This is a genomic window from Conexibacter sp. W3-3-2, assembly GCF_009707605.1.
GTDB lineage: Bacteria > Actinomycetota > Thermoleophilia > Solirubrobacterales > Solirubrobacteraceae > Paraconexibacter > Paraconexibacter algicola.
On record NZ_WLYW01000001.1, the window covers coordinates 3,253,688 to 3,277,621 of the forward strand.

22 protein-coding genes are annotated in these 23,934 nt (G+C 74.3%); 14 read left to right on the plus strand and 8 right to left on the minus strand.

Features of this window, described 5'->3' with window-relative positions:
- The first annotated feature begins 42 nt into the window (after window positions 1-42).
- The gene (locus GKE82_RS15815; protein ID WP_107567957.1) at window positions 43-750 is read left to right on the plus strand and encodes a DUF554 domain-containing protein; all 708 of its coding nucleotides are present in this window, start codon (window positions 43-45) and stop codon (window positions 748-750) included.
- Here GKE82_RS15815 and GKE82_RS15820 read toward each other — a convergent pair.
- Together GKE82_RS15820 and otsB are read right to left on the minus strand one after the other, a co-directional pair.
- Window positions 743-916 carry a hypothetical protein gene (locus GKE82_RS15820; protein WP_154733949.1) on the minus strand — a complete coding sequence of 58 codons (174 nt, stop codon included), beginning with the start codon at window positions 914-916 and terminating at the stop codon, window positions 743-745. The genes GKE82_RS15815 and GKE82_RS15820 overlap by 8 nt on opposite strands.
- A 349-nt stretch (window positions 917-1,265) precedes the next feature.
- Window positions 1,266-2,099, minus strand: coding sequence for a trehalose-phosphatase (gene otsB, locus GKE82_RS15825; RefSeq protein ID WP_309233632.1), 834 nt, complete (start codon window positions 2,097-2,099; stop codon window positions 1,266-1,268).
- A gap of 18 nt (window positions 2,100-2,117) precedes the next feature.
- Here otsB and GKE82_RS28685 point away from each other — a divergent pair, with 18 nt between their 5' ends.
- The 4 genes from GKE82_RS28685 to GKE82_RS15840 are packed head-to-tail and all read left to right on the plus strand — an operon-like array spanning window position 2,118 to window position 4,050.
- Window positions 2,118-2,480 carry a sulfite exporter TauE/SafE family protein gene (locus tag GKE82_RS28685; protein ID WP_233243756.1) on the plus strand — a complete coding sequence of 121 codons (363 nt, stop codon included), beginning with the start codon at window positions 2,118-2,120 and terminating at the stop codon, window positions 2,478-2,480.
- Window positions 2,477-2,845, plus strand: coding sequence for a sulfite exporter TauE/SafE family protein (locus tag GKE82_RS28690; protein WP_309233634.1), 369 nt, complete (start codon window positions 2,477-2,479; stop codon window positions 2,843-2,845). The genes GKE82_RS28685 and GKE82_RS28690 overlap by 4 nt, the downstream gene beginning before the upstream one ends.
- A 25-nt stretch (window positions 2,846-2,870) precedes the next feature.
- Complete coding sequence (locus GKE82_RS15835) at window positions 2,871-3,629, plus strand: bifunctional 2-polyprenyl-6-hydroxyphenol methylase/3-demethylubiquinol 3-O-methyltransferase UbiG (protein WP_154733950.1); 759 nt, start codon at window positions 2,871-2,873, stop codon at window positions 3,627-3,629.
- 7 nt (window positions 3,630-3,636) lie between these two features.
- Entirely contained in the window at window positions 3,637-4,050 is a 414-nt protein-coding gene (locus GKE82_RS15840; RefSeq protein WP_107567963.1) for a thioesterase family protein, read from the plus strand.
- Between the two features lie 4 nt (window positions 4,051-4,054).
- Here the strand turns inward: GKE82_RS15840 and GKE82_RS15845 are convergent, their stop codons facing one another.
- Window positions 4,055-4,588 (minus strand): glycine cleavage system protein R, encoded by a 534-nt coding sequence (locus tag GKE82_RS15845; RefSeq protein ID WP_154733951.1) that lies wholly within the window; start codon window positions 4,586-4,588, stop codon window positions 4,055-4,057.
- 20 nt (window positions 4,589-4,608) lie between these two features.
- Window positions 4,609-5,508 carry an OB-fold nucleic acid binding domain-containing protein gene (locus GKE82_RS15850; RefSeq protein WP_309233635.1) on the minus strand — a complete coding sequence of 300 codons (900 nt, stop codon included), beginning with the start codon at window positions 5,506-5,508 and terminating at the stop codon, window positions 4,609-4,611.
- 25 nt (window positions 5,509-5,533) lie between these two features.
- Here GKE82_RS15850 and GKE82_RS15855 point away from each other — a divergent pair, with 25 nt between their 5' ends.
- Window positions 5,534-6,406, plus strand: a complete 873-nt coding sequence (locus tag GKE82_RS15855) for a PAC2 family protein (protein ID WP_154733952.1) — start codon at window positions 5,534-5,536, stop codon at window positions 6,404-6,406.
- 75 nt (window positions 6,407-6,481) lie between these two features.
- Here the strand turns inward: GKE82_RS15855 and GKE82_RS15860 are convergent, their stop codons facing one another.
- Window positions 6,482-9,676, minus strand: coding sequence for an ATP-dependent DNA helicase (locus GKE82_RS15860; protein ID WP_196189264.1), 3,195 nt, complete (start codon window positions 9,674-9,676; stop codon window positions 6,482-6,484).
- Between the two features lie 19 nt (window positions 9,677-9,695).
- Between GKE82_RS15860 and GKE82_RS15865 the strand changes: the two genes are divergently transcribed.
- From GKE82_RS15865 to GKE82_RS15885, 5 genes are all read left to right on the plus strand, one after another.
- Window positions 9,696-10,565 (plus strand): inositol monophosphatase family protein, encoded by an 870-nt coding sequence (locus GKE82_RS15865; protein ID WP_107569663.1) that lies wholly within the window; start codon window positions 9,696-9,698, stop codon window positions 10,563-10,565.
- A 95-nt stretch (window positions 10,566-10,660) separates the two neighbouring features.
- Window positions 10,661-11,608 carry a zinc-dependent metalloprotease gene (locus GKE82_RS15870; protein ID WP_309233814.1) on the plus strand — a complete coding sequence of 316 codons (948 nt, stop codon included), beginning with the start codon at window positions 10,661-10,663 and terminating at the stop codon, window positions 11,606-11,608.
- A gap of 198 nt (window positions 11,609-11,806) precedes the next feature.
- The gene (locus GKE82_RS15875) at window positions 11,807-12,577 is read left to right on the plus strand and encodes a hypothetical protein (protein WP_154733955.1); all 771 of its coding nucleotides are present in this window, start codon (window positions 11,807-11,809) and stop codon (window positions 12,575-12,577) included.
- Between the two features lie 238 nt (window positions 12,578-12,815).
- Window positions 12,816-13,982, plus strand: coding sequence for an Mrp/NBP35 family ATP-binding protein (locus GKE82_RS15880; protein ID WP_107567977.1), 1,167 nt, complete (start codon window positions 12,816-12,818; stop codon window positions 13,980-13,982).
- 245 nt (window positions 13,983-14,227) lie between these two features.
- Window positions 14,228-19,207, plus strand: coding sequence for a kelch repeat-containing protein (locus GKE82_RS15885; protein ID WP_154733956.1), 4,980 nt, complete (start codon window positions 14,228-14,230; stop codon window positions 19,205-19,207).
- Window positions 19,208-19,282: 75 nt separating this feature from the next.
- Here the strand turns inward: GKE82_RS15885 and GKE82_RS15890 are convergent, their stop codons facing one another.
- Both GKE82_RS15890 and GKE82_RS15895 read right to left on the minus strand, forming a co-directional pair.
- Window positions 19,283-19,849, minus strand: coding sequence for a hypothetical protein (locus GKE82_RS15890; protein ID WP_107567980.1), 567 nt, complete (start codon window positions 19,847-19,849; stop codon window positions 19,283-19,285).
- 67 nt (window positions 19,850-19,916) lie between these two features.
- Window positions 19,917-20,180 (minus strand): ferredoxin family protein, encoded by a 264-nt coding sequence (locus GKE82_RS15895; protein ID WP_107567982.1) that lies wholly within the window; start codon window positions 20,178-20,180, stop codon window positions 19,917-19,919.
- 99 nt (window positions 20,181-20,279) lie between these two features.
- Here GKE82_RS15895 and GKE82_RS15900 point away from each other — a divergent pair, with 99 nt between their 5' ends.
- The 3 genes from GKE82_RS15900 to GKE82_RS15910 are packed head-to-tail and all read left to right on the plus strand — an operon-like array spanning window position 20,280 to window position 22,483.
- Window positions 20,280-20,903: a sulfite oxidase-like oxidoreductase gene (locus tag GKE82_RS15900; protein ID WP_107567984.1), complete on the plus strand. Its 624-nt coding sequence runs from the start codon at window positions 20,280-20,282 to the stop codon at window positions 20,901-20,903.
- Window positions 20,903-21,832 carry an NAD(P)H-binding protein gene (locus tag GKE82_RS15905; protein ID WP_154733957.1) on the plus strand — a complete coding sequence of 310 codons (930 nt, stop codon included), beginning with the start codon at window positions 20,903-20,905 and terminating at the stop codon, window positions 21,830-21,832. The genes GKE82_RS15900 and GKE82_RS15905 overlap by 1 nt, the downstream gene beginning before the upstream one ends.
- Before the next feature lie 27 nt (window positions 21,833-21,859).
- Window positions 21,860-22,483 carry a hypothetical protein gene (locus tag GKE82_RS15910; protein WP_154733958.1) on the plus strand — a complete coding sequence of 208 codons (624 nt, stop codon included), beginning with the start codon at window positions 21,860-21,862 and terminating at the stop codon, window positions 22,481-22,483.
- Here the strand turns inward: GKE82_RS15910 and GKE82_RS15915 are convergent.
- Window positions 22,480-23,928, minus strand: a complete 1,449-nt coding sequence (locus GKE82_RS15915) for an amidase (protein WP_154733959.1) — start codon at window positions 23,926-23,928, stop codon at window positions 22,480-22,482. The genes GKE82_RS15910 and GKE82_RS15915 overlap by 4 nt on opposite strands.
- Window positions 23,929-23,934: the final 6 nt, after the last annotated feature.

Consider the following 23,934-nt stretch of genomic DNA (forward strand, 5'->3'; position numbering starts at 1 on the left):
GAAGCCTCGCACGCGGCGCCGCTCTGCGACGCTCCGCCGTGCATGACCGGCACGCTCATCAACGTCGGCACCGTCCTCGCGGGCACGCTCGTCGGCTGGCTCGTCGGGGCGCGGCTGACGCCGTCCCTGCAGGACCGGGTGCTCGCCGGGCTCGGCCTCGTGACGCTCGTCCTCGGGGTCGACCTCGCGCTCGCCTGGCAGGACACGAGCCCGCTCTACGTGCTCGGCGGCGTGCTCCTCGGCGGCCTGGTCGGGGAGGCCCTGGGCATCGAGGACCGCCTCCAACGGCTCGGGGACCGCATCCAGGCCCGCACGAGCCGCGGCGACGCGACCGGCTCGACCGTGAGCGAGGCGTTCTTCACCGCCTCGTTGCTGTTCTGCGTCGGGCCGCTGGCGGTCGTCGGCTCGATCCAGGACGGGCTGACCGGGGACTACGACGCGCTGGCCACGAAGGCGCTGCTCGACGGGTTCGCGTCGATCGCGCTGACCGCGTCGCTCGGGCCCGGTGTCGCGTTCAGCGCGCTCGCCGTGCTCCTCTACCAGGGGTCGATCTCGCTCGGGGCCGGCGTGTTCGAGAACGTGCTCGCCGAGGGCAGCGAGGCGCTCGCCGCGCTCACGAGCGCCGGCGGCGTCCTCATCATCGGCATCTCGCTGAAGCTGCTGGCGCTCAAGGACGTCAAGGTCGGGAACTTCCTCCCGGCCCTCGTGATCGCCCCGGGGCTCGTCGGGCTCGTGTCGCTCGTCAGCTGATCCGGCGCTCGCGCCGGAAGCCCGGCGTGCGCACGAGCCGGATCGCGCGCAGCGGCGACGTCGGGTCGACGTGGAACGTCACCCCGTCGCGCTCCTCGATCGCCCGGACCGCGAGGTGCTGCCGGCGCCACGACAGCGCCCAGATCAGCGTGAAGCCCGCGGCCACCGCCGGCACCTGCGGGGCGAGGGACCGCCATGCCGCCCGCGGCCACGGTGCTGAAGATCAGCGGCCACAGCCGGTTGACGACGATCGCGCCCGGGCGCTGCTCGGGCATCATCGTCGCCGCCTTGCTGTCGGCGAGCAGCCGGCCGATCGCCGGTGACGCGTCCTCGTGGCGGCCGAGCCAGGCGCCGATCAGCGACGCCAGGATCCACCAGCCGGCCGACACCCAGACGATGTTCTCGTCCTGCTCGCTCGTCGCCGCGCCGAGCGTCACGAGCGCCAGCGCGGTCGCCGCCGCGGCGCTCAGCAGGACCGTCGTGCGCAGGAGGTCCGTGAACCGCATCGCTCGCGCTCAGGCCGCGGTCGCGTCGGCGAGGACCTCGAGCACCGTGCGCACCCCGGCCGGCCCGTCGACGAGCAGGTCGGCGCCGTCGGTCAGCTCGTCGGGGGTCTCGTCGGAGGTGACCCCGACGCACAGCGCGGCGCGCAGCGCGCCTTCGGCGACGAGCTCGCGCAGCGTGTCGAACGCGTCGACGTCGGTGCGGTCGTCGCCCGCGAACAGCGCGACGTCGACGTCGTGCGCCTCGAGCAGCTTGCGGATGCCGGTGCCCTTCGTCGCCTCGACCGGCGCGCGGACCTCGAGCACCTTGCGACCCCAGTGGGTCGCGAGGCCCGCGGCGCGGGCGCGGTCGTCGACGCCCTCCATCGCCTTCTGCGCCGCCGCCTCGTCGGGCACGCCGCGCCAGTGGTAGGCGACGATCGTGTCCTTGTCCTCCTCGCGGATGCGCAGCCGCAGCAGCTCGTCGCTCCACACGTCCTTGGCGAACGCGCGCACGCGGCCCGTCCACTCGGCGATCTCGGGCTCGACGTCGACCGACGTGGCCCCGCCGCGCAGCACCTCGCCGCCGTGGTTGCCGACGTAGGTGATCGACCCGAGCGACACGATCCGCCGCGCGACGCTCGCCCGGCGGCCGCTGATGCAGGCCACGAGCCCGAAGCGCCGGGCGATCGCGATCAGCGGCAGCCGCGTCGGCTCCGGGACGTGCGCGTCGTCGGCGTGGCGGACGATCGGGGCGAGCGTGCCGTCGACGTCGAGCAGCACCCCGGCACGCCGGGGGTCGTCGACGAACGGGGCCAGAGCGGCCCGGAGGGCGGCATCGTCGGCGAGGACGTGATCCGCGGGCACCGTCCTAGTATGGCGATCGTGGATCGCCGCCGAACGCTCACCCTCGCGGTCATCGGCACCGCCGCGGGGCTGTTCAGCGGGCTGTTCGGCGTCGGTGGGGGCACCGTGATCGTCCCGCTGCTGATCCTCTGGCTCGGGTTCGGCGAGCGCGAGGCGACCGGCACGTCGCTCGCCGCCATCGTCCTGATCGCCGCCGTCGCGGCCGCCACCCAGGGCGGGTACGGCAACGTCCACGTGCAGGAGGGACTGCTCGTCGGCGTCCCCGCGGTGGCCGGCGTGCTCGCCGGCACCTGGCTGCAGCAGCGCGTCCCGCCGCGCGCGGTCAGCCTGCTGTTCGCCGCGCTGATCACCGTCGTCGCGATCGACTTCCTCGTCCCGTGACCGTCGCCGCGATCCTCGTCGGCTTCTGCGCCGGGGCGATGGCCGGCATGCTCGGCATCGGCGGCGGCGCCCTGTTCGTCCCCGGCCTGGTGCTGTTCCTCGACCTCACGCACGTCGAGGCGGAGGCCACGTCGCTGCTGGCGATCGTCCCGGTCGCGGTCGTCGGCGCGTGGCGCCAGCACCGCTACGGCAACCTACGGCTGCGCGACGGGCTGCTCGTCGGCGGTCTCGCGATCCCGGGCTCGATCCTGGGGGTCGTGCTCGTCAACGCGCTCCCGGAGCGGGCCGTGGAGATCGGCTTCGGACTGCTGCTGCTGTTCGTCGCCTCGCAGCTCGTGCGTCGGGCCCCGGACCCGTCGACCTGAGCCGGTCGGTACCGTGCCGGGACAGATGGCGCAGATCGAGGACCTCGAGCAGTTCTACGAGGACTGCTACGTGGCCGCGGCCACCCCGCAGGACGCGGAGCGCGCGCGGCGCTGGCGCGCCCTGAGCGCGGGGCCCAAGGCGGACCACGTCATGACGCTCTGCCGGCGCGCGAAGGTGACGCCCGCGACGGTCGCGGACGTCGGCTGCGGCGACGGCGCGATGCTCGCCGAGCTGGCCCGCCGCCGCTTCGGGACCACGCACGTCGGCTTCGAGCTGTCGTCGACCGCGGTCGAGATCGCGCGCAACCAGCCCGGGGTCGCGGCGGTGCACGGCTACGACGGCCGCCGTCTCCCGGCGCAGGACGGCGCGTTCGACCTCGGGATCCTCTCGCACGTGATCGAGCACGTCCCGCACCCGGCGGCGACGCTGCGCGAGACGGCGCGCGTGTGCCGCGCGGTCGTCGTCGAGGTGCCGCTGGAGAACAACGTGTCCGCCGGGCGGCCGGTGAAGCGGGCGCACGCCGAGGAGATCGGGCACCTGCACCGCTTCGACCGCGCGCAGGTCGACGCGTTCGTCGCCGAGGCCGGCCTGCGCGTCGTCGCCCGGCTCAGCGACCCGCTGCCGCTCGCGGTGCACACGTACTTCGCGACGACGCCCGTGCAGCGCGCGGCGGGCACCGCGAAGTGGGCGATGCGCGCCGGCCTCGGGCTCGTGCCCGCGGTCGGGGAGCGGCTCGTCACCGTGCACCACGCGGTGCTCTGCGTCCCCGCGCAGCAGCGGTAGGGATCGCGTGGCCGCGTTCGTGACGCCGCTGCGCGTGCGCTACGGCGAATGCGACCCGCAGGGCATCGTCTTCAACGCGAACTACGTCGCGTACTTCGACGTCGTGCTCACGGAGCTGTGGCGCGCCGCGTTCGGCAGCTACGACGCGCTCACCGACCGCGGCCTGGACATGGTCGTCGGCGAGGTCGGGGCGCGGTTCCTCGGCTCGGCGCGGTTCGACGACCTGCTCGACCTGTCGCTCACCGTCGAGCGGCTGGGGACGACCGCGATGACCTGCGCGATCGACGTCGTCCGCGACGGCGAGGTGCTCGTCGCCGGCTCGATCCGCCACGTGTTCGTGGACGCCGCGACGATGACGAAGACCGCGATCCCGGACGACGTGCGCGCCGCGCTCGCCCCCTGGACCGCCGCGGGCGCGTAGCCGCTCAGTCCTCCGGGGCCGGGCGCAGCTCGATGTCGAGCTCGCGCTCCCCGGCGATCGCCTGCAGGGCGGCGTCGAGGGTGCGCGGCTGCACGTCGGGCGGCAGCACGACCTCGAGCATCATCGCGTGCAGGGGCTCCTCGTCCTCGTCCCCGATCCGTCGGGTCTGGAGGTCGGTGATCCCCGCGCCGTGCCGGGCGAGCTGGTGCGCGACCGCGTGCACGATCCCCGGGTGGTCGGTGCCGCTGACCGTCACGACGTGCGTCGGGTCGGGGGTCCCGACGCGGTGCAGCGGGTCGATGCGGTTCGCGCTCACCACGTCCATGCCGAGATCGCGGCCGATCTCCAGCAGGTCGCCGAGGAAGACGCCCTCGTCGAGGTCGTCGGAGGCGTCGACGATGAGCATCATCGTGAAGCGCCCGGAGAGCACGCCCATCTGGGCGTCGGCGATGTCGGCCCCGTGGGCGACGAGCACGCCGGTGACGGCGGCGACGATGCCGGGACGGTCACGTCCGACGGCGGAGACGGCGAGCTGCATGCCCGACCTACCGTAGTGGGTCAGGGGCCGAGCCCGTGCTCCAGCGCGCCCTTGACGGTCGCGTCGAGCGCGTTGATGCGGTGCAGCGCGAGCGCCTCCGCCGAGGCGAACCGGCGGCCCGGGGCGGCGTCGGGGCCGTGGTGGGTGAGCACGCAGTGGGCGAGCGCGAGCCGCCGTCCCTCGTCGAGCCCGACCTGTGCCATCCGCGGCTCCAGCAGGCGCAGCCCGAGCTCGACGTGGCCGAGCAGGCGGCCCGCGTCGCTCAGCCCGATGTCCGCGCCGTAGGTGAACTCGCGGGTCTTGCCGAGGTCGTGGACGAGCGCGGCGCAGAGCAGCAGGTCGCTGTTCAGCCGCACGTGCAGCTGGCAGGTCTCGAGCGCCAGGGTGCCGACCGCGACCGTGTGCTCGAGCAGGCCGCCGAGGTAGGCGTGGTGACCGCCGCGGGTGCAGGGCGCGCGCCGCCACTGCGCGCGCAGCTCCGCGTCGCCCAGCAGCTGCCGCAGCAGCGCGCGGTAGCCCGTGTCGTGGACCTCGCCGGCGAGGTGCTCGAGGAAGCCGTCGAGCTCGTCGAGGTCGCGGTAGGCGACCGGCAGGAAGCTCGCGGGGTCCGCGGCGTCGGCGGCGGCCCGCGTGATCCGGTGCACGTCGAGCTGCAGCTCGTCGCGGAACCGCTCGACGCGGCCCGTGACGCGCACGAGGTCGCCGCGGTCGAACCCGGCGGCGAGGCGGTCCGCGTCGCGGAACACGCGCCCGGGGATCGAGCCGCTGCGGTCGCGCAGCTCGAGCGCCAGGTACGGGGTCCCGGACTTCGCGAGCAGCCGGTCCTTGCGCGCGCAGGCGAGCACGAGGTCGATCGCGTCCCCGGGACGGAGGGTCGCGACGGTCTGCACCGGGGGCGCCGGCGTCTGCGGTTCGGCCACGAACCCATCATGTACGGTGGATCGGATGCAGTCCTTGCACTGGGAACAGCGTCCCGACGGTCTCCGCGCCCCTGCGCTGGTGTGCGCCTTCACGGGCTGGAACGACGCGGGTGACTCCGCGTCCGCGGCGCTGCAGTTCGTCGGCTCCTCGCTGCAGGCGACGCGCTTCGCGACGATCGACCCCGAGGAGTTCTTCGACTTCCAGGCGACGCGACCGAAGGTCCGGATCCTGGACGGCCGCACGCGCGAGATCAGCTGGCCGGAGACCGAGTTCTACGCCGCCCGCGTGCCCCGCGCGCCCCGCGACCTCATCCTGCTGCAGGGCCCGGAGCCGTCGATGCGCTGGCGCGCCTACTGCCAGCAGATCGTCGACCTGGCCGAGGCGATCGGCGTGCAGCTCGTCGTGACGCTCGGGTCGCTGCTGGCCGACGTGCCGCACAGCGCGCCGGTGTCGATCACCGGCCTGGCCTCCGACGACGCGCTGATCGACCGGCTCGACCTGCGCGGCGCGTCCTACGAGGGACCGACCGGGATCACCGCGGTGCTGCACGACGCGTGCGCGGCGGCCGGGATCCCGTCGGCGTCGCTGTGGGCGAGCGTGCCCCACTACGTCGCGGCCGCCCCGAACCCGAAGGCGGCACTGGCGTTGACCCGCAAGCTCGAGGGCCTCGTCGGCGTGTCCGTCGACGCGTCCGAGCTCGAGGAGGCCAGCGCCGACTACGAGCGCCAGGTCTCGCTGGCGGTCCAGAGCGATCCCGAGGTGCAGGCCTTCGTCGAGCGCCTGGAGCAGGCCGCCCAGGAGGAGGCGCAGGAGGTCGACCCGACGGTCCCGTCCGGCGACGTCCTCGCCCGCGAGTTCCAGCGCTTCCTGCGCCAGCGCGGCCCGGACGCCCAGTAGCCCGCCCCCGGGCCCCCGCCGCACCCGCGGGCGCCCCGGCCGCCCCCGCCGCCCCCGGGGCGGGGCGGGGCGGGGTCAGCGCTCCGCGGCGGGGCAGGCGATGCGGAAGTCGCACATCGAGCAGGCTGCGTAGCTGGGGGTCGGCTCGAAGTTCTGGCCGAGGATCTCGTCGGCGACCTCGAAGACCGTCTGGCGGATCCAGTCGGGATCGAGGGCCTCCTGCGGCACCTCGATCTTCTCGTCGTCCAGGACGTAGTGGTAGGCCTGCGAGGAGGACTCGAGCTCCCACGCCTCGCGCGCGCCGACGGCGTACAGGGCGAGCTGCACGTCCTCGCGCAGCTGCGCCAGGGTGCGGGGGCGGCCGGTCTTGTAGTCGATCAGCTCGTGCGTGCCGTCCGGCTTGCGGTCCACCCGGTCGACACGGCCGCGCAGCACGTGCGGGCCCATCCGGAACTGGAACCCGCGCTCGAACCACACCGGCTCCGTCGCCTCCGCGCGGAACCGCTCGACGTACCGGTGCAGGCTGTCGACCGCCTTGGCGCGCAGCTGCCGCTCCTGGTCGGTGTCGCCGAAGCCGCCGCGACGCCAGCCGGTCTCGAACAGGTCGAGCAGGCCGTCGAGCGTGCCCGCCAGCGGGCCCTCGTCCTGGTGGAAGCGCTCGAGGGCCTGGTGGACGAGGATGCCGAAGCGCTGGTTCATCGTCGGCTCCTGCGGGATGCGGAAGACGCGCGCGAACTTGTACTTCAGCGGGCACGAGCGGTACGTCTCGATGTCCGACGCGCTGAGCACGAGCCCCTCACCGCGCGTGGGCAGGAACGGCGCGAGCGACGGCTCCTCCCGGGCGGCGACCGCCGCGGCCCGGGCGCGCGCGTCCTGCTCGGCGCCGACGATCACGTCGTCGAGCGTCGAGGACAGGAAGACCTCGCGCTGCTGGGCGGTCGCGGCCTGCAGCACGCGCGCGTTCACGTCCGGGAGCGCGTCGGCGATCGACACGCCCGGCGGGCGGTCCATCAGCGCCGCGAGCTTCACCAGCTCGAGGTAGCGGACCGCGCCGTGCGCCACGTCGAGGTCGGTGTCCAGGCGCATCTCGCCGAGCATGCCGCCGATCTTCGGCACGCCCGCCAGCAGCTCGTCGCGCAGCTGCTGGAAGGTGGCGTGCAGCGCCTCGTCCGGGCCGAAGAGCTCCTCCTCGCGGTCCTCCCAGCCGGTGCCCAGCGCGGCGCGCGCCTCCTCCGCGAACGGGGACGGCGGCTGCCGCGCGCCGCGGTCCGAGGAGGCGGCGTAGGCGAGCACGAGCCCCTCCCGCGCCCGGGTCATCGCCACGTGCAGCAGGCGCCGCATCGCGGCCGCGTGCTCGGCCGGCGAGTCGACCGCCTCGGGCGCCCCCGGTGGGGGATCGACGACCGTGCGCCGCGCCCCGGGCATCCGCGAGGACTGCAGGCCGAGCACGAAGACGCGGTCGACCTCCAGGCCCTTCGCGGCGTGCATCGCCAGCACGGCGACGCCGGCGCGGCCCGCGCCGCCCGCGGTGTGCTCGGCGGCCGCGGCCCGGTCCTCGTCGTCGAACAGGCCCGGGGCGCCCGCGTCGGCGACCGCGGACAGGTAGCGGGCGAAGTCGCGCGCCGACGCCTGCGGCGCCCGGCGCGTGTACGCGGCGGCCATCTCCCCGAGCCGGGCGAGCTGCACGAGCCGCTCGACGACGTCGGCCTGGGCGGCGAAGAGCTGCTGCCGGCGCAGCCCCAGGTGGTCGATCAGCCGGTGGACGAACAGGTCCGGCCGGGACGTGTCGATCGCCCCGGACGCGCTGCGGTACAGCCGCAGGAACCCCTGGATGCGGTCGCGCGCCTCCGGCGGGATCTGCGGCGACTCGGTCGCGGCGTGCAGCGCCCCGACCATGTCGACCTTGCGCCGCCGGGCGATCTGCACGCACCGCGCGAGGTCGATCGCGCGCAGCTCGACCGGCGGCCGCGCCAACGCCCGGACCACGGCGCCCGCGTCGGAGGGATCGGCCAGCAGCCGCAGCCAGGCGAGCACGTCCCGCACCTCGGCGCGCTGGAAGAACGCGGCCGCCCCGACCAGCCGGTACGGCACGGCGCGCTCGTCCATCGCGACCGCGACCGCCTGCCCCTCGCGGCGCACGCTGCGGACGATCACCGCGATGCGCTCGGGCGGCGTCCCGGCGCGGATCAGCCGCTCGACCTCGGCGGCGACGCCCTGCGCCTGCGCGCGCTCGTTGGCGCAGCGCCAGAACCGCACGCTGCCGCCCTCCGCCCCGACCAGCGGCTTGGACACGCGCCCGGGGATCGGCTCGACGACCGCCGCGGCCGCGCGCAGGATCCGGTCGCGGCCGCGGAAGACGCGGTCCAGCACGATCGTCTCGAGGTCGTGGTGGCGCGGCGACAGCGACGCGAGCGTGCGCCCGGCGCCGGACGCGCCGAGCCGGACGGCCTGGTCGTCGTCCCCGGCGACGACGAGCGCGGCGGGCGCGGCGCCGAGCAGCTCGACGAGCGCGACCTGGGCGGGCGGGAGGTCCTGGAACTCGTCGACGAGGACGTGCGGGCGCCGCGCGGCGACCCGCTCCCGGACCTCGGGGCGCGCGGCGAGCAGCGCGTGGGCGCGCAGCACGAGGTCGCCGGCGTCCAGCGGGTGCGCGGCGCTCTCGGCGAGCATCCGGTCGTGGGCGCGGTAGAGCGCGGCGAACTCGCGCTCGCGGTCGGCGTGCGGGGCCTCGTCGGGGAGGGCGGCGGCCCACGCGGCGACGTCGTCGGCGCTGCGCAGCTCGTCCTTGCAGGCGTCGATGCGGGCGACGATCCGCGCGAGCACGTTGGCGGGGGTGCCGCCGAGGTCGTGGTGGCGCAGCGGCAGCTCGTCCATGCGCTCGAGCAGCATCGCCAGCCGGTCCGACGGGGTCGCGGGCAGCGCGAAGGGATCGACGCCCGCGGCGAGCGTCTCCTCGTGCAGGACCCGGGCCGCGAGGTCGGGGACGGTGTGGACGGCGAGCTCCTCGAACGGCCGGTCGCCGAGCGCGTGCTCGATCTGCAGCCGCAGCTCGTCCGCGCCGCCGGGCGTGAGGGTCAGCACGAGGATCTGCTCGGGCGCGACACCCTCCGCGACGAGCCCGGCGAACCGCGCGACGAGCGTGCGGGTCTTGCCGGTCCCGGCCCCGCCGACGATCCGCAGCGGCCGTGGCTCCCGGAACGTGACCGCGCGGCGCTGCGCGGGCGTGAGCCCGTCGGGCCCGGCCACGGTCGAGAGGGAGCGGAGGTCCACCTGACTAGGATAGGAGCGAATGCCCGCTCCGACCTCGCCAGTTCTCGAGCACGACTGGCTCGGCGCGTGCCGGCGGGCGCGCGAGGGACTGCAGGCCGTCCTGGTGGAGCATCCGACCAGCCGCGAGCGGGTCCTCGAGACCGGTGAGCGCGGCGAGGGCGGGGACCGCACGCTCGTCATCGACGCCGCGGCCGAGGACTGCGTCTTCGCCGAGCTCGAGCGCCTGCACGAGGCGGGCGCCCGCTTCACCGCGGTGAGCGAGGAGCGCGGCACCGTCGACTTCGGCGCCGGAGGCGGTCCGCCGTTCGTCGTCGTCGACCCGATCGACGGGTCGATGAACGCCAAGCGCGGCATGGCCCACCACTCGATCTCGATCGCGGTCGCCGACGGGCCCACGATGGGCGACGTCGTCTTCGGCTACGTCTACGACCTGGGCCCGCGCGAGGAGTGGCACGCGGTCCGCGGCGAGGGCGCGTACCTCGACGGGGTGCGGATCGACGCCGCCCCGCCGGAGCGGCTGACCGAGGACGGCCGGCTCGAGCTCGTGGCGGTCGAGTCGGCGCATCCGTGGTGGCTGCGCCAGTCCTCCGATGCGCTGCTGGAGCACGTCCACCGTATCCGGGCCATGGGCTCGATCGCGATCTCCATGTGCCAGGTGGCGCTGACGCGGGTCGACGGCATGGCGACGCTGTGGCGCTCGCGCGCGATGGACGCCGCCGCGGCCCAGCTGATCGTCCGCGAGAGCGGCGGCCTCGTCGCGTTCCCGGGCTTCGACGACCCGCTCGGGGCACCGGTCGCCGACCTCACCCCGATCGCCCCGGTGATCGCCGCGCGGAGCGCGGCGTCGCTGCGACGGCTCGCCGCGCTGCCGGCGACGGACGGCGACTGACCCGATGGCCCTCGATCGCGGGGTCGCGGCGGCCGTCGGCCGGGTCATGTGCGGGGGAGGCGGGCCCGCCCGACGCCCCGCCGCCCGTCGACCTGATCGGCGTCTGCGACCGGGCCGCGGAGCGCATCAGCGCCTACACGGGCCTGGAGCCCCAGCGCGAGCTGCCGACCCCGGAGTGGATCGGTCGCGGCGAGTGGATCGATCTGAACGTCGACGCGCTCGCCCCCGCGATGGACGCGACCCTGCGCCGCTCGGGCGACTCGCTCGGGCCGCTCGGCGGGCTCGCCGGCGGGGTGGCGGGCGCGGTCGCCGGTGCGGAGGTCGGGGCCATGACCGGGCTGCTGGCGCACCGCGTGATGGGCCAGGTGGAGCCGGGCCTGCTGCGCGACGACGACCCCGCGATGCGGATGGTGCTCGTCGCCCCGAACCTGACGATCGGCGCCGAGGCCATGGAGGTCGATCCGGCGGACTTCGTGCGCTGGGTCACCGTGCACGAGCTGACGCACGCCGTCCAGTTCACGGCGGTGCCGTGGCTGAAGCCGGAGATCGAGCGGCTCGTGCGCGAGCTGATGGGGTCGCTGGAGGTGCGCCTGGACGTCAAGGCGCTGCTGCGCATGCCGCGCCCGGCCGACCTCGCCTCGCTGATCGCGTTCGTCCGCAGCGGCGACCTCCTGTCCGCGGTCGCGGGTGAGGAGGGTCGCGAGCGGCTCGAGGCGGTGCAGGCGCTGATGAGCCTCGTCGAGGGCCACGCCGAGCACGTGATGGACGCCGTCGGCGGGGAGCTCGTGGGGGACCTCGCGAAGCTCCGTGGCGCGATGGACGAGCGGCGCGCGCTGCGCAGCTCGATGGTGCAGGCGTTCCTCGGCCGGATCCTCGGGCTCGACGCGAAGCTGCGCCAGTACGGGGACGGCAAGGCGTTCTGCGACGCGGTCGTCGTGGCCGGGGGCCCGGACGCCCTGCACCGGGCCTTCGCCGGGCCGGATCTGGCGCCGTCGCTGGCCGAGCTCGGCGATCCCGCCGGCTGGCTGGCCCGCACCGCCTGAGCCCTCCGGGCCGCTCGGTCGTATCGCTCTGCGAGCCCCCGGACCGGCGGGGCCGGGCACCGTGTTCGTGCGAACGGCCGTTCCGGGTGTAACGCCGGTCGTTCGGAGGTTTACAAACAGGTGTTCGCAGGGTACGCTCCGTGCGAACGACTTAGAAGTAATAACCTTAAGTCGCCAGCAGAGGAAGCAGAGACCACCATGGCCGAGACGAAGAGCACCCCCTCCACCTCCACCCCCGCCGCGAAGACCGCCGCCACGAAGCGGTCGACGGCCGCCAAGAAGGCCGCCGCGACCCGTGCGAAGAACGCCGCGGCCACGACGCGGAAGAGCGCGGCGACCCGCGCCACCACGAAGGCCAAGACCGCCGCGAAGTCCGAGGCCACCAAGGCTCGTACCGCCGCGAAGTCCGAGGCCGCCGAGGTCAAGACCACCGCCGAGACCGTCGCCGAGATCGCCGAGAAGGCCGTCCTCGTGCCCGTCGGCGCCGCCCTCATCGGCCGCGACAAGCTCGTCGCCACCGTCGAGGACCTCCGCTCCAGCTACGGCACGCGCGACGCGGCCGAGAAGGAGCTGAAGGCCCGCCAGAAGAAGCTCGAGACGCAGCTGAAGAAGTTCGAGCGTCGCGGCACGACCGCCCGCAAGAAGGTCGAGCGCGAGCTGAAGAAGACCCGCACCCAGGTCGAGCGCGAGCTGCGCCAGCGCCGCACCCGCCTCGAGCGCGAGGTCAAGAAGACCCGTACCCAGGCCGAGAAGGAGCTCTCCAAGCGGTTCGCGCCGTTCGAGAAGGAGCTGCAGGCCTTCCGCGCCGACCTCGAGAAGCAGGCGCAGGGCGTCTCCAAGGACCTGAAGGACATCTCCGCCCGCGCCGAGTTCGTGACCGCGCGCGTCGAGAACCTCGTGCAGACCGGCCGCACCGAGGCCGCGAAGGCGAGCAAGACCGTCCAGGAGCGCGTCGCCTCCCTCGTCTAGTGATCGCGGGGGCGCCACGTCCCCGTACCCACCACGACTTCCCGCCGCGGGTCCGGAGAGGGCCCGCACCCGGCGGAAGATCTGGCGGCCTCATATCCCGCCGTCAGACGTAGCACCCTCTCCTCCCTCGGCGTCGGGCCTGGTCTTCGGACCGGGCCCGACGTCTTGGTGCGCCCGCTGCGGCGTCGGGCGCGCCACGCGCACCGAGGACCCGGCCGCACTTTGAGACAATGACGGCATGCCTTCCCGCGAAGCCGTCATGGAGTCCCTCGGCGCCGTCATCGACCCCGAGCTGCGCGAGGACATCGTCACGCTCGGCATGGTCCGCAGCGTCGAGATCGACGACGCGACGGGGGCCGTCGCGGTGACCGTCTCGCTGACCACGCCGGGCTGCCCGATCAAGAACCAGTTCCAGACCGAGGTCGCCCGCGTCGTCGGCGAGCTCGAGGGCGTCACCGCCGTCGACGTCGCGTTCGACGTCCTCTCCGACCAGGAGAAGGGGGAGCTGCAGCGCAAGCTCGGCCGCGGCACGCTGCCCGCCGGCGCGCTCGCCCAGGTGCAGAACGTGATCTGCGTCGGCTCCGGCAAGGGCGGCGTCGGCAAGTCGTCGATGACCGCGAACCTCGCGGCCGCGCTCGTCGCCGACGGCAAGACGGTCGGCATCCTCGACGCCGACGTGTGGGGCTACTCGATCCCCCGCATGTTCGGGCTCGGCGGCCAGCGCCCGCCCGTCAGCGCCGCGCGCAAGATCGTCCCGATGGAGGCCGGCGGCGTGAAGGTCATGTCGATCGGCTTCTTCGTGCAGGAGGACAGCGCCGTCGTGTGGCGTGGCCCGATGCTCCACAAGGCGCTCACGCAGTTCCTCGAGGACGTCGAGTGGGGCGCCCTGGACTACCTGCTCGTGGACCTGCCCCCGGGCACCGGCGACGTCTCGATGACGCTCAGCCAGCTGCTCCCGCAGGCGAAGTTCCTGCTCGTCACGACCCCGCAGCCGACCGCGCAGAAGGTCGCGCGGCGCTCCGCCGAGATGGCCCACAAGGTCAACATGGAGGTCGCGGGCGTGATCGAGAACATGAGCGGCTTCACGACCCCGTCGGGCGAGCGCTACGCGATCTTCGACGAGGGCGGCGGGCAGGAGCTCGCCGACGAGCTCGACGTGCCGCTGCTCGGCAAGGTGCCGCTCACGATGCCGCTGCGCGAGCAGGCCGACGCGGGCGTGCCGGTCGTCGCCTCCGACCCGGACGACCCCGCCTCGCAGGCCGTCCGCCGGGCCGCGCGCGGCCTCATCGCGCTGACCCCGGCGCCGCTGCCGCTCGCGACCGCGGGCGCCCCGGCGCCCGCCTCGCCGCTGGACGTCATCCCGCCGTCGCCACCGGCGTCCGGGATGTCGCTCCCGATGGCCTGAGCGCCCGTCCGGCGCACCCTGGAGGTCCACGGCCGGCGCGCGGGCGCCGACCCGCGCGCGGTCGGCGTGGGGCAGATCGGGCGCCCACCGGCCCGCCGAGGGTGCATCCCGCGCGTCGGTCGTCCGTCCACGGGTGGCGGGAAATACCCACGCGGCGTTCGGCGTGGCGGGCGGTGCGGTGCTAGGTTCGCCGCCGTCACGCGACCGGGGGCGGTCGCGGCTTCACACCTCTTGGGGGATCCCGCATGGACTCGACCCGGACTCCGGGCCCGGTCGTCGGCGCGCTGCCGCGCCCGCGACCGATCATCGCCACACTCATCGCGCTCGTCGTGCTGCTCGTCGCACCCGCGGCCGTGCAGGCCGCGCAGGGCTGGCAGACGACCACGACCGCGCCGATGAGCACGGCCCGGTCGTACCACGTCCAGACGACGCTCGGTGACGGCCGTGTCCTCGTCGCGGGCGGGATCGACACCGCCGCGGCGAGCGGCGGCGAGGTCTACGACCCCGCGACCAACCAGTGGACGGCCACCGGACCGCTCGCCGCGTCGCGCTACGGCGCCGCGTCGATCCTCCTCGGCACCGGTCCGACCGCGAAGGTCCTGGTGGTCGGCGGGCGTCAGCCGGGATCCGGCACGTCGCGCGCCAGCGCCGAGCTCTACGACCCGGCGACGAACGCCTGGACCGCGACGCCGACCGTCCCGCACGCCCACGGCGACCCGATCCTCATCCCGCTCTCCGCCACGCGGATCATGGCCATCAGCGCCGTGGGCGTCGACGTCTACGACACGACGCTCGGCACCTGGGACGACGCGGGCACCCCGCCCGCCGCCGCAGCCCTCACCGAGCTGGGCGCGGTCAAGCTGCAGAACGGCAAGGTGCTCGTCTACGGCGGATCGGAGTTCACCCCGCCGTTCTTCTCCACGGTCAAGGACACGGCGCACGTCTTCACCCCGCCGACCGACCCCAACGACACGGGCAGTTGGGCCCTCGTGCCCAACGGCATGGTCGTCGCCCGCAGCCGCGCGCCGGGCACGCTGCTGAACGACGGCCGCGTGTTCATCTCCGGCGGCTACAGCGGCGAGTCGCTCGGCGGTCGGCGGCAGTCGACCGAGATCTACGACCCCGCCACCAACAGCTTCACGGCCGGTCCGAGCCTCGGCAGCCTGCGCCACCTCCACACGCAGACGCTCCTCTCCGACGGCTCCGTGCTCGTCGCCGGCGGCCAGACGGACAACAACAACACCTCCCTGTCCTCGTCCGACCTCTACACCCCGGCGACCGGCGCCATCGGGACGATCGCCTCGGGCGGCACGATGAACGGGCCGCGCCAGGCGCACGGCGTCTCGGCGCTCCCCGGCGGCAAGCTGCTCCTCACGGGCGGCACCGGCAACGGCTCGACCAACAGCTCCACCGAGGTCTACCAGGACGGCTCGCCGCCGACCGCGACGCTCACCGCCCCGGCCGACGGCGCGGTCTTCACCCGCGACCAGGTCGTCACGTCGAGCTTCGCCTGCGCGTCGACCACGTCGACGATCGCGTCCGGCGGCTGCGTGCTCGTCGTCGCCCACTCCTCCGGCACGCCGACCGTCACGCAGACCACCAGCGGCGGTGCCCTGCCGACCGCGGTGGCCGGCGACTACACCGCCACGCTCACCGCGACCGACGCCAACGGGCTGACCGCGACGACGACCGCCGACTACGCGGTCGCGGCGCCGCCGACCGCGACGATCACCGCCCCGGCGGGCGAGACCGTCGCGCTCGACGCCACGCTCACGGCGGACTTCGCCTGCGCCGCGGACACCGCGACGACGCTCGCCACCACCGGCGGCTGCGTCGCCAGCGTGTCCGGCCCGACCGTGACCGCCACCGCGGTCGCCGACGGGGACACGCTGCCCACCGCCGCGGCCGGCACCTACACGCTGACCGTGACCGCGACCGACGCGCTCGGCCAGACCACCACCGAGACGGCCACGTACACGGCGACCGACGGCCCGGCGGTCCAGCTGACCTCCCCGGCCCCGAACGCGGTGTTCGCGCGCAACCAGGCCGCGACCCTCACGTACACCTGCACCGCGGCGGCCACGGCGGTCGTCAGCTGCGGCGCGACGGTCACCCCGCCCGGCGGATCGGCCACGCCGCTGCCGTCCGGCAGCGCGCTCCCGACGACGGTCGAGGGCGTCCACGCCGTCGAGGTCCTGTCCACCGACACGCTCGGCCAGGTCAGCACCGTCACCCGCACCTACCGCGTGGTCGCCCCGCCGACCGCGACGATCACCGCGCCGACGAACGACCTGCTCCTGAAGAGCGGGGCGGGCGCCGTCGCCGAGTTCGCGTGCGCGTCGGCGACGTCGACGATCGCCTCGTGCGTCGCCCGGCTGACCAACCCGGCCGGCACCGAGACGACGGTCGCCCCCGGGGCCGCGCTGCCCACGGTCGTCGCCGGTCGCTACACGCTGCGGCTCACCGCGACCGACGCGGTCGGCCAGACCGCGAGCGCGACCGTCGCGTACACGGTCGCGGCACCGCCGACCGTGCGGATCGACGCGCCCGCCGAGCGGGCCGCGTTCCAGCCCGGTGACCGCGCGACCGCCTCGTTCGCGTGCGCGTCGGCGGCCTCGACCGTGAGCTCGTGCGCCGCGAAGGTCCAGCCGCCCTCCGGTGACCTCGTCACGGTCGAGAACGGCGGCGCGCTGCCGACCGGGACCGCCGGGACCTACACGATCGTGGCCACCGCCACCGACGCCCTCGGGCAGACGAGCACCACCTCGCGGCAGTACCTCGTCGCGGTCTGCGAGAAGCGCGTCGCGTTCGGCCTCGTCGAGATCACCACGAACGACTGCTTCGCCCGCTCCGGCAGCGAGGCCGTGCCGCGCTACGAGACCACCTCGGCGGTGACGGTCAACGGCGTGCCGCTGCCGGCGCCGCCGTCCGGTCAGCGGTTCACCGCGATCGCCCCGTCCCAGGGACGCCCGGGTGGCCGCATCCAGCTGTCGGGCGCCTCGATCAAGGTCGGCTCGCTGACCGTCTACAACGGCGACATCGGCTGGGACCTCCCCGCCGGTGGCGAGGGCGACGAGAAGAAGGTCGCCACCCTCGCGGTGCCCACCGGGACGACGTTCCAGGGCCTCAAGGTCCCCGGCTCGGCCGACATCCGCTTCGGCTTGCGCGGCGGCACCTACTACTCGGTGTTCACGCTGAACATCGGCCTGCCCGAGCAGTTCACCACGATGCCCGGAGCCCGAGGCGGCAGCCAGGGCGTCACCGGGCAGGGCTCGATCCGCGTCGACCGCAACGGCGTCCGCTACGACGGCATGATGCTCCACGTCCGGGACATCTACCTGGGCAAGCTCAAGGTCGACGAGGCGTGCCTCTCGTTCGTGCCCGCCGGCTCGAGCCAGGCCGTCGCCCCGTGCCCGGCCCCCGAGCTCAACGGGGAGCCGTACATCGAGTGCCCCACCGACTCGAACACGGCCCGCTGGAACGGCAACGCGAAGATCACCCTCCCCACGGAGGCGGAGACCGAGCTCGCGATCTTCGGCGGCCTCGCCGACGGTCAGGTGTCGAGCTTCGGCGGCTTCGTCAACAACCTCGGCACGAGCGTCCCGCTCGCGACCGGCGTGTACCTGAACCAGATCGGGGTCGGCCTCTGCCTCAAGCCGCCGCCCTTCAAGCTCAAGGGCTCGGTCGGCGTCTCGATCCTGCCCGCGGGCAAGAAGGACACGATCGCGCTCAACGGCGCCTTCACGTACACCGACTCGACGCCCGACTCGGTCTGGTCCGTCCAGGTCGAGGGTGACGTCGTCGTGCTCGGCACGAAGGTCGGCGGCGGTGGGGTCACCTACCGGCCCAACGGCCTGATCGACTTCTACGCCCGCGCGGCGCTGAAGTTCAGCGTGCTGTCGGTCGAGGGTCGCGTCGACGGCTTCCTCGACACCCGGGCCAAGCGGTTCAACATCGACGGGCAGGCCCGGATCTGCGTCGCACCGCTGTGCGCCGAGGCCCTCGCGGTCCTGTCGAACATCGGTGCCGCCGGCTGCGTCACGCTCGGCACGATCACGATCCCCTACCCGTGGCTCACGGGCTTCCCGCCGCGCTACGAGACGCGGTACAAGAAGATCCCGCTGAAGGCCGGTGCCGGCGTCAAGTGGTCCGGCGGCGCGGACGTCTGGGGTGGCTCCTGCGACCTCGACTCCTACCGCGTCGAGCGGCCGACCGCCCGCGCGGCGCAGGCCGGCCAGCTGACGTTCGGCGTCGCCGGCGGCCAGCCCGCCAACAGCGTCCGGCTCACCGGCCGCGACGCGCCGCCGTCGGTCACGCTGACCGGGCCGGGCGGCACGACGTTCACCAGCCCGACCGACGGCAGCGGCTACAAGCGCACCGACGACTTCATCCTCGTCGAGAACCCGGAGGACAAGACGACGTCGATCCTCATGATCAAGCCCAAGGCCGGTCGCTGGACCGTCACCGCCGGGCCGGGTCCGGAGGGCGCGGTGTCGATCGAGACCGCCGACTACAGCCCGCCGGCGAGCTTCAAGGGCTCGGTGACGTCCACGAAGAGCAAGGGCACCAAGCGCCTGGAGCTCCTCTACTCGCTCGACGAGGGCTCCAACGTCCAGATCGTCGAGGAGAGCGCCGACGGCCGGCTGACCGGCACGCTCGTCGAGCGGCTGACCGGCACGCGGTGCGGCAAGGGCGTCCCGTCCGAGCTCGGTGGCGTCCCGGTGCGCTGCGCCTCCGTGGCGTTCACCCCGACCGAGGGCCCGGGCGGACCGCGCGCGGTCTCCGCGGTGGTGACGAACGCCGCCGGCATGCCCCGTGAGCGGGTGCGCCTGGCGACCTACATCGCGCCCGACCAGGTCCTGCCGAGCCGCCCGCAGCGCGTGCGGATCCGGCGCACGGCGAAGAACAAGGTCGTCGTGACCTGGAGCCGCTCGACGCCCGCGATCGAGCAGATGGTCGGCCTGAAGCTGTCCGACGGCCGGCAGTTCGGCGTCTCGCTGAAGCGCTGCTCGTCGTTCGTGCTCCACGGGGTGCCCGCGGGCGTGGCCGTCGAGGCCCGCATCGCCGGCCGCCGTGCCGACAGCGAGCTGGGGACCGCCTCGCAGACGCTGCTGAAGCGGACCGCGAAGACCGCCGGCTGGAAGGGCAAGGACAAGCCGCGGACCTGCCGGCCGGAGTTCTATCCCGGCGGCTTCCAGTCCAAGCCGGAGCCGGGAGTCCGCTAGACGGGCCGCGACGCGGACGGGCGGCCTGTCGCAGGCCGCCCGTCCGGGTCCGTCACGGATGTCGGTACCGCCGCGTCAGCTCTTGGAGAGCTCGTCGCACTTCGGTGCCGCGTCCTGCAGCTTCTTCGGCGCCTTGAGGCTGTCGAGCGGGTTCTGCTGCTTGGCGAGATCGCCGAGGGCGCTCTGCAGCTCCATCAGGCCGCTCGTGTCGCCCTTCGCCACGCCCGACAGGTCGATGCCCTCCAGGCGCGTCGCCGTCGTGCTCGCGATCTTGGCGACCGCGTTGATGCCGGTCGTGAGCGTCCGGTCGAACGACTCGTACTCCTGCGGCACGTCCGCCTCGCCGAGCTTCTTGATCTCGGCGGTCAGGGTGCTCGAGTAGGACGACAGCACGTCCGCGAGCGCGCCCGCCGCCTTCTGCGGGTCGGCGCCCGCGCCGGAGGCGGCACGCTGCACGTCGGTCTGGAGCGACTGCTGCTTGGTCAGCAGGTTGCCGCAGAAGGTGTTGAGCGCCGCCGGGTAGTCCTTCGCGGAGGACCCGCCGTCGTCGTCGCCGCCGCAGGCGACGAGACCGAGGCTCGCGGACAGTCCGAGCACGACGGCCCCGGTGCGCGCCCGGGAGCGGAGGGAGGTGATGACCATGGGCGCAAGCCTAGTGCGTCCGCGCCCACGGCCACGCCGGGCCGGAGCCCGGCGCCCTCACAGCGGACTACTTTCCGGCGAAGTACTCCTGGTTGATCTGCACGAACTTCGCCCACTCGTCCGGGAGCTGGTCCTCGGCGAACGCCGCGTCGACCGGGCACGCCTCGACGCACGCGTCGCAGTCGATGCACTCCTCCGGGTCGATGTAGAGCTGATCGACCTTGTCGTAGTCGGGCTCGTCGGGCGTCGGGTGGATGCAGTCGACCGGGCAGACCTCCACGCAGGAGTTGTCCTTGGTTCCGACGCAGGGCTCCGCGATGACGTAGGCCATGTGTTTCCTCGTGTTCTCAGGACGGCAAGGGTGCGGCGTCATACTACGACAGGAACGCCACAGGTCCTCTCCTACCGACGGAAGAACGAGCACCCCCGAATGGGCATCACCTCCAAGATGATCGGCGAGCGCGGCCGGCGACAGGCCGGGAAGCTGGGGATCGACCCCGCCCGCGTCCCGCCCGGCCAGTACCTCACCGAGCGCTTCCCGGTGCTCACCGTCGGCCGCAACCCGACGGTCGACATGACCCGCTGGGACCTGAAGATCTGGGGCGAGGTCGACGAGCCCTACACGCTCACGTGGGAGGAGCTCCACGCGCTCCCGCAGACCACCGTCACCGTCGACATCCACTGCGTCACCCGCTGGTCGAAGCTCGACACCACCTGGACGGGCGTGCGCGTCAGCGACCTGCTCGACCGCGCGGGCGTCCGCGCGACCGGCACGCACGTCATGGCGCACTGCGACGGCGGCTACACGACCAACGTGCCGCTCGAGGCGCTGCGGGCCCCCGACGTGCTCGTCGCCCACAGCTACGAGGGCGCCCCGCTGGAGCCCGACCACGGCGGCCCGCTGCGGCTGCTCGTCCCCTCCCGCTACTTCTGGAAGTCCGCGAAGTTCCTGCGCCAGCTCGAGGTCATGCCCGAGGACCGGCAGGGCTTCTGGGAGCTCAACGGGTACCACAACGACGCGGACCCGTTCACCGAGCAGCGTCACTGGTTCTGATGCTGCTGCTCACCGGAGCGACCGGCACGACCGGCGCGGCGCTGCTGCGCCGCCTCACCGCCGCGGGCGTCCCCACGCGCGTCCTCGTGCGCGATCCCAAGCGGCTCGGGCCCGAGCGCGTGCGGGTGCAGATCGCGCTCGGCGACCTCTCCGACCCGCCGTCGTTCCGCAACGCGCTGCGCGGCGTGCGGACCGTCGTGCACCTCGCCGCCGCCAGCCGCGACCAGGAGCAGGGCTCGATCGAGGAGCTCGGCGGGATCGCCACCTGGCGCATGGTCGAGGCCGCGGAGAAGGCCGGGGTCGAGCACTTCGTGTTCTTCAGCGCGCTCGGCGCGTCCGCGCACAACCGCACGCGGTTCCTGCGCTCCAAGGCCCACGCCGAGGAGGCGGTCCGCTCCAGCGGGCTGCGCCACACGATCTTCGCGCCGTCGATGGTCTACGCCCCCGGCGACGAGGCGATGACGCTCATCGCCCGCCTGGCGCTGCTGCCGGTCGTGCCGATGAGCGGTCGCGGGCGCGCGCACTTCCAGCCGATCTGGGGCGACGACGCCGCCGACTGCGTGATGAGCGTCCTCGGCTACCCGCCGGTCGGCGCCACCGCCGAGCTGCCGGTCGCCAACGGCAGCCCGTACGTGCCGACCGAGAACGCCCGCTACGAGCTGGCCGGCCCGGACACGATCACCGGCCGCGAGATGTTCGAGCTCGCCGTCCGCGCCACCGGCCGGCCGCGGCCCGTCGTCCCGGTCCCGACCGCGGTCACCTACCGCGTGCTGCGCGCCGCCGAGATGCTCGTGTCCCACCGTGCGCTCGCCACGTGGGACGAGGCGGAGCTGCTCGAGGTCTCGATGACCTCGCGCTCGGGCACCGCCGACGCCGAGCGCCTCGGGGTCCGCCCGCGGCGCATGGCCGCGGTGCTCGGCGCCGCCTGAGCGCCGGCCCGCTACCGTGGCCCGCCCATGCGCGCCACGGTCCTCGCCCTGCTGCTGCTCGCCCTCGGCGCCACCCCGGCCGCCGCGGCCGGGCGCACCGTCGTCTTCGGCCTCACCGCCACCCCGCAGGAGCGGCCCGCGCAGGTCCCCCTCCAGGCCGACGCGGGACCGTCGCTGCAGGAGCTGACCTGGACGGACTGGGGCGCGGCGAGGACCACCGGCACCGGCACCTGGGTCCTCGACTGCACCCGCGGCGGCCCCTCGTGCGGGACCGACACGGGCGTCACCCGACACCCCGCCCGCTACACGCTCACCCGGCCCGCCGCCTGCCCGCGCCTGGGGCCCGACGTGCGCGCCTACACGCGCGGGACGCTCGTCGTCGACGAGCCCACCGGTCCCCGGACCGTCCGCCTGGACCCGGGCCGGGAGGCGTGCGCCCGCGCGCCCTCGCTCGCCGCCGCGACGCGCGCGATCCGCCGCTTCCTGCTGCGTCGCGGTCCCGTGGAGCGCCTGCGCGTGCGCTGCGACCGGCCGACCGGCGGCGACCGCGAGTGCCGCGCGCGGTACCGGTCACGCGGCCGCGCGCGCACCCTCGACGTGTTCGTGCTCGGGCGCCTCGCCGGCGCGCCCGAGGTCCGGCCGGTCGGCTAGCTGACCGGGGCGCGGCGCGCCGCCCAGGGGGCGGCGGCTTCAAGCTGCGCGCCGACCGCCAGCAGCGTGCCCTCGCCCGCGGGCTGCCCGACGAGCTGCACGCCCACCGGCAGGCCCGCGTCCGGGTCGCCCGCCGGGCGCTCGTACAGCGGCAGCGAGATCGCCGGGGAGCCCGTCAGGTTGCTGATCGCCGTGTAGGGGGTGAAGAGGCCCGAGCGCGCGAAGTCCTCCATCGGCGTGGCCGAGCACGCGTCGATCGTGCCCAGCGGCACCGGCGCCTCCGCCAGCGACGGCATCAGCAGCAGGTCGTACCCGGCGGTGAAGGTGACGATCGCCCGCGCGAAGCCCTGCAGCTGCGCGTCGGCGAGCGCCGCCTGCGTCGCGCTGATCCCCTGGCAGAGCTCCCAGATCGCCCAGCTCAGCGGCTCCATGTTCTGCGCCGAGGGCTCGGTGCCGTTGACCATCCCGGCGAAGGCCATCTGCATCGTCAGCGCCGGGCCGAACGACGCGCTGAACAGCTGCAGGACCCCCGGCACGGTCCAGGGCACGTCCTCCACCTCGACGACCTCGTGGCCGAGGCCGCTGAGCAGCTCCGCCGCGTCGCGCAGCGCCTGCGCGTGCACCGGGTCGAGCGTCGCGTCCTCCAGCGGGGAGCGGGTGACGAGCGCGATCCGCAGCCGGCCCGGATCGCGGCGCGCGAGCTCCGCGAACGGCGCCTCGGGCGCCGGGGCCCAGGCGATGTCGCCGAGCTCCGGTCCGGCGAGGACGTCGAGCAGCTCGGCGGTCTCCTGGACGGTGCGGGTGAGCACCCCGTCCTGGACGAGCAGCTGATACCCGAGCTCGGGAGCCAGGGAGATCCGGCCGCGCTGCGGCTTCAGGCCGACGAGCCCGCAGCACGCCGCCGGGATGCGGGTGGAGCCGCCGCCGTCGTTGGCGTGCGCGATCGGCACCATGCCGCTGGCGACCGCGGCCGCGCTGCCGCCGGAGGAGCCGCCCGGGGTGCGGCCGGTGTCCCAGGGGTTGCGGGTCGCGCCGAAGCGGCGGGTCTCGGTGACCGGGAGGATCCCGTACTCCGGCAGCGTGGTGGAGCCGACGATCACGAACCCGGCGTCCTTCAGGCGGCGGACGGTGTTGTGGTCGGTCGGCGCGACGAAGTCGCCCATGAGCTCGGCGGCGAACGTCAGGCGCCGGCCCGCGATCGAGCGGTTGTTCTTGATCGCGATCGGCACCCCGGCGAACGGGCGCGGGTCGCCGGGCGCGATCCCGTCCGCCTCCTCGAGGGCGTCGTCGTAGACGTCGACGAAGGCGTTCAGCTGCGGGTTCAGCGCCTCGATGCGGTCGAGCGAGGTCTGGACGAGCTCGCGGCTCGACAGCTCCCCGGAGCGGACCTGCGCCGCCAGCTCGGTGACGGGGCGGAAGAGGACGTCCTGCGCGGTCTCGGGCATGCGGCG

What these genes read in the sequence shown, in the direction of transcription:
- GKE82_RS15815 (WP_107567957.1), top strand. Translation starts at nt 43, where the DNA reads ATGACCGGCACGCTCATCAACGTCGGCACCGTCCTCGCGGGCACGCTC.
- GKE82_RS15835 (WP_154733950.1), top strand. Translation starts at nt 2,871, where the DNA reads ATGGCGCAGATCGAGGACCTCGAGCAGTTCTACGAGGACTGCTACGTG.
- GKE82_RS15845 (WP_154733951.1), bottom strand. Translation starts at nt 4,588, where the DNA reads ATGCAGCTCGCCGTCTCCGCCGTCGGACGTGACCGTCCCGGCATCGTC.
- GKE82_RS15855 (WP_154733952.1), top strand. Translation starts at nt 5,534, where the DNA reads ATGCAGTCCTTGCACTGGGAACAGCGTCCCGACGGTCTCCGCGCCCCT.
- GKE82_RS15865 (WP_107569663.1), top strand. Translation starts at nt 9,696, where the DNA reads ATGCCCGCTCCGACCTCGCCAGTTCTCGAGCACGACTGGCTCGGCGCG.
- GKE82_RS15875 (WP_154733955.1), top strand. Translation starts at nt 11,807, where the DNA reads ATGGCCGAGACGAAGAGCACCCCCTCCACCTCCACCCCCGCCGCGAAG.
- GKE82_RS15880 (WP_107567977.1), top strand. Translation starts at nt 12,816, where the DNA reads ATGCCTTCCCGCGAAGCCGTCATGGAGTCCCTCGGCGCCGTCATCGAC.
- GKE82_RS15885 (WP_154733956.1), top strand. Translation starts at nt 14,228, where the DNA reads ATGGACTCGACCCGGACTCCGGGCCCGGTCGTCGGCGCGCTGCCGCGC.
- GKE82_RS15890 (WP_107567980.1), bottom strand. Translation starts at nt 19,849, where the DNA reads ATGGTCATCACCTCCCTCCGCTCCCGGGCGCGCACCGGGGCCGTCGTG.
- GKE82_RS15895 (WP_107567982.1), bottom strand. Translation starts at nt 20,180, where the DNA reads ATGGCCTACGTCATCGCGGAGCCCTGCGTCGGAACCAAGGACAACTCC.
- GKE82_RS15900 (WP_107567984.1), top strand. Translation starts at nt 20,280, where the DNA reads ATGGGCATCACCTCCAAGATGATCGGCGAGCGCGGCCGGCGACAGGCC.
- GKE82_RS15905 (WP_154733957.1), top strand. Translation starts at nt 20,903, where the DNA reads ATGCTGCTGCTCACCGGAGCGACCGGCACGACCGGCGCGGCGCTGCTG.
- GKE82_RS15910 (WP_154733958.1), top strand. Translation starts at nt 21,860, where the DNA reads ATGCGCGCCACGGTCCTCGCCCTGCTGCTGCTCGCCCTCGGCGCCACC.
- GKE82_RS15915 (WP_154733959.1), bottom strand. Translation starts at nt 23,928, where the DNA reads ATGCCCGAGACCGCGCAGGACGTCCTCTTCCGCCCCGTCACCGAGCTG.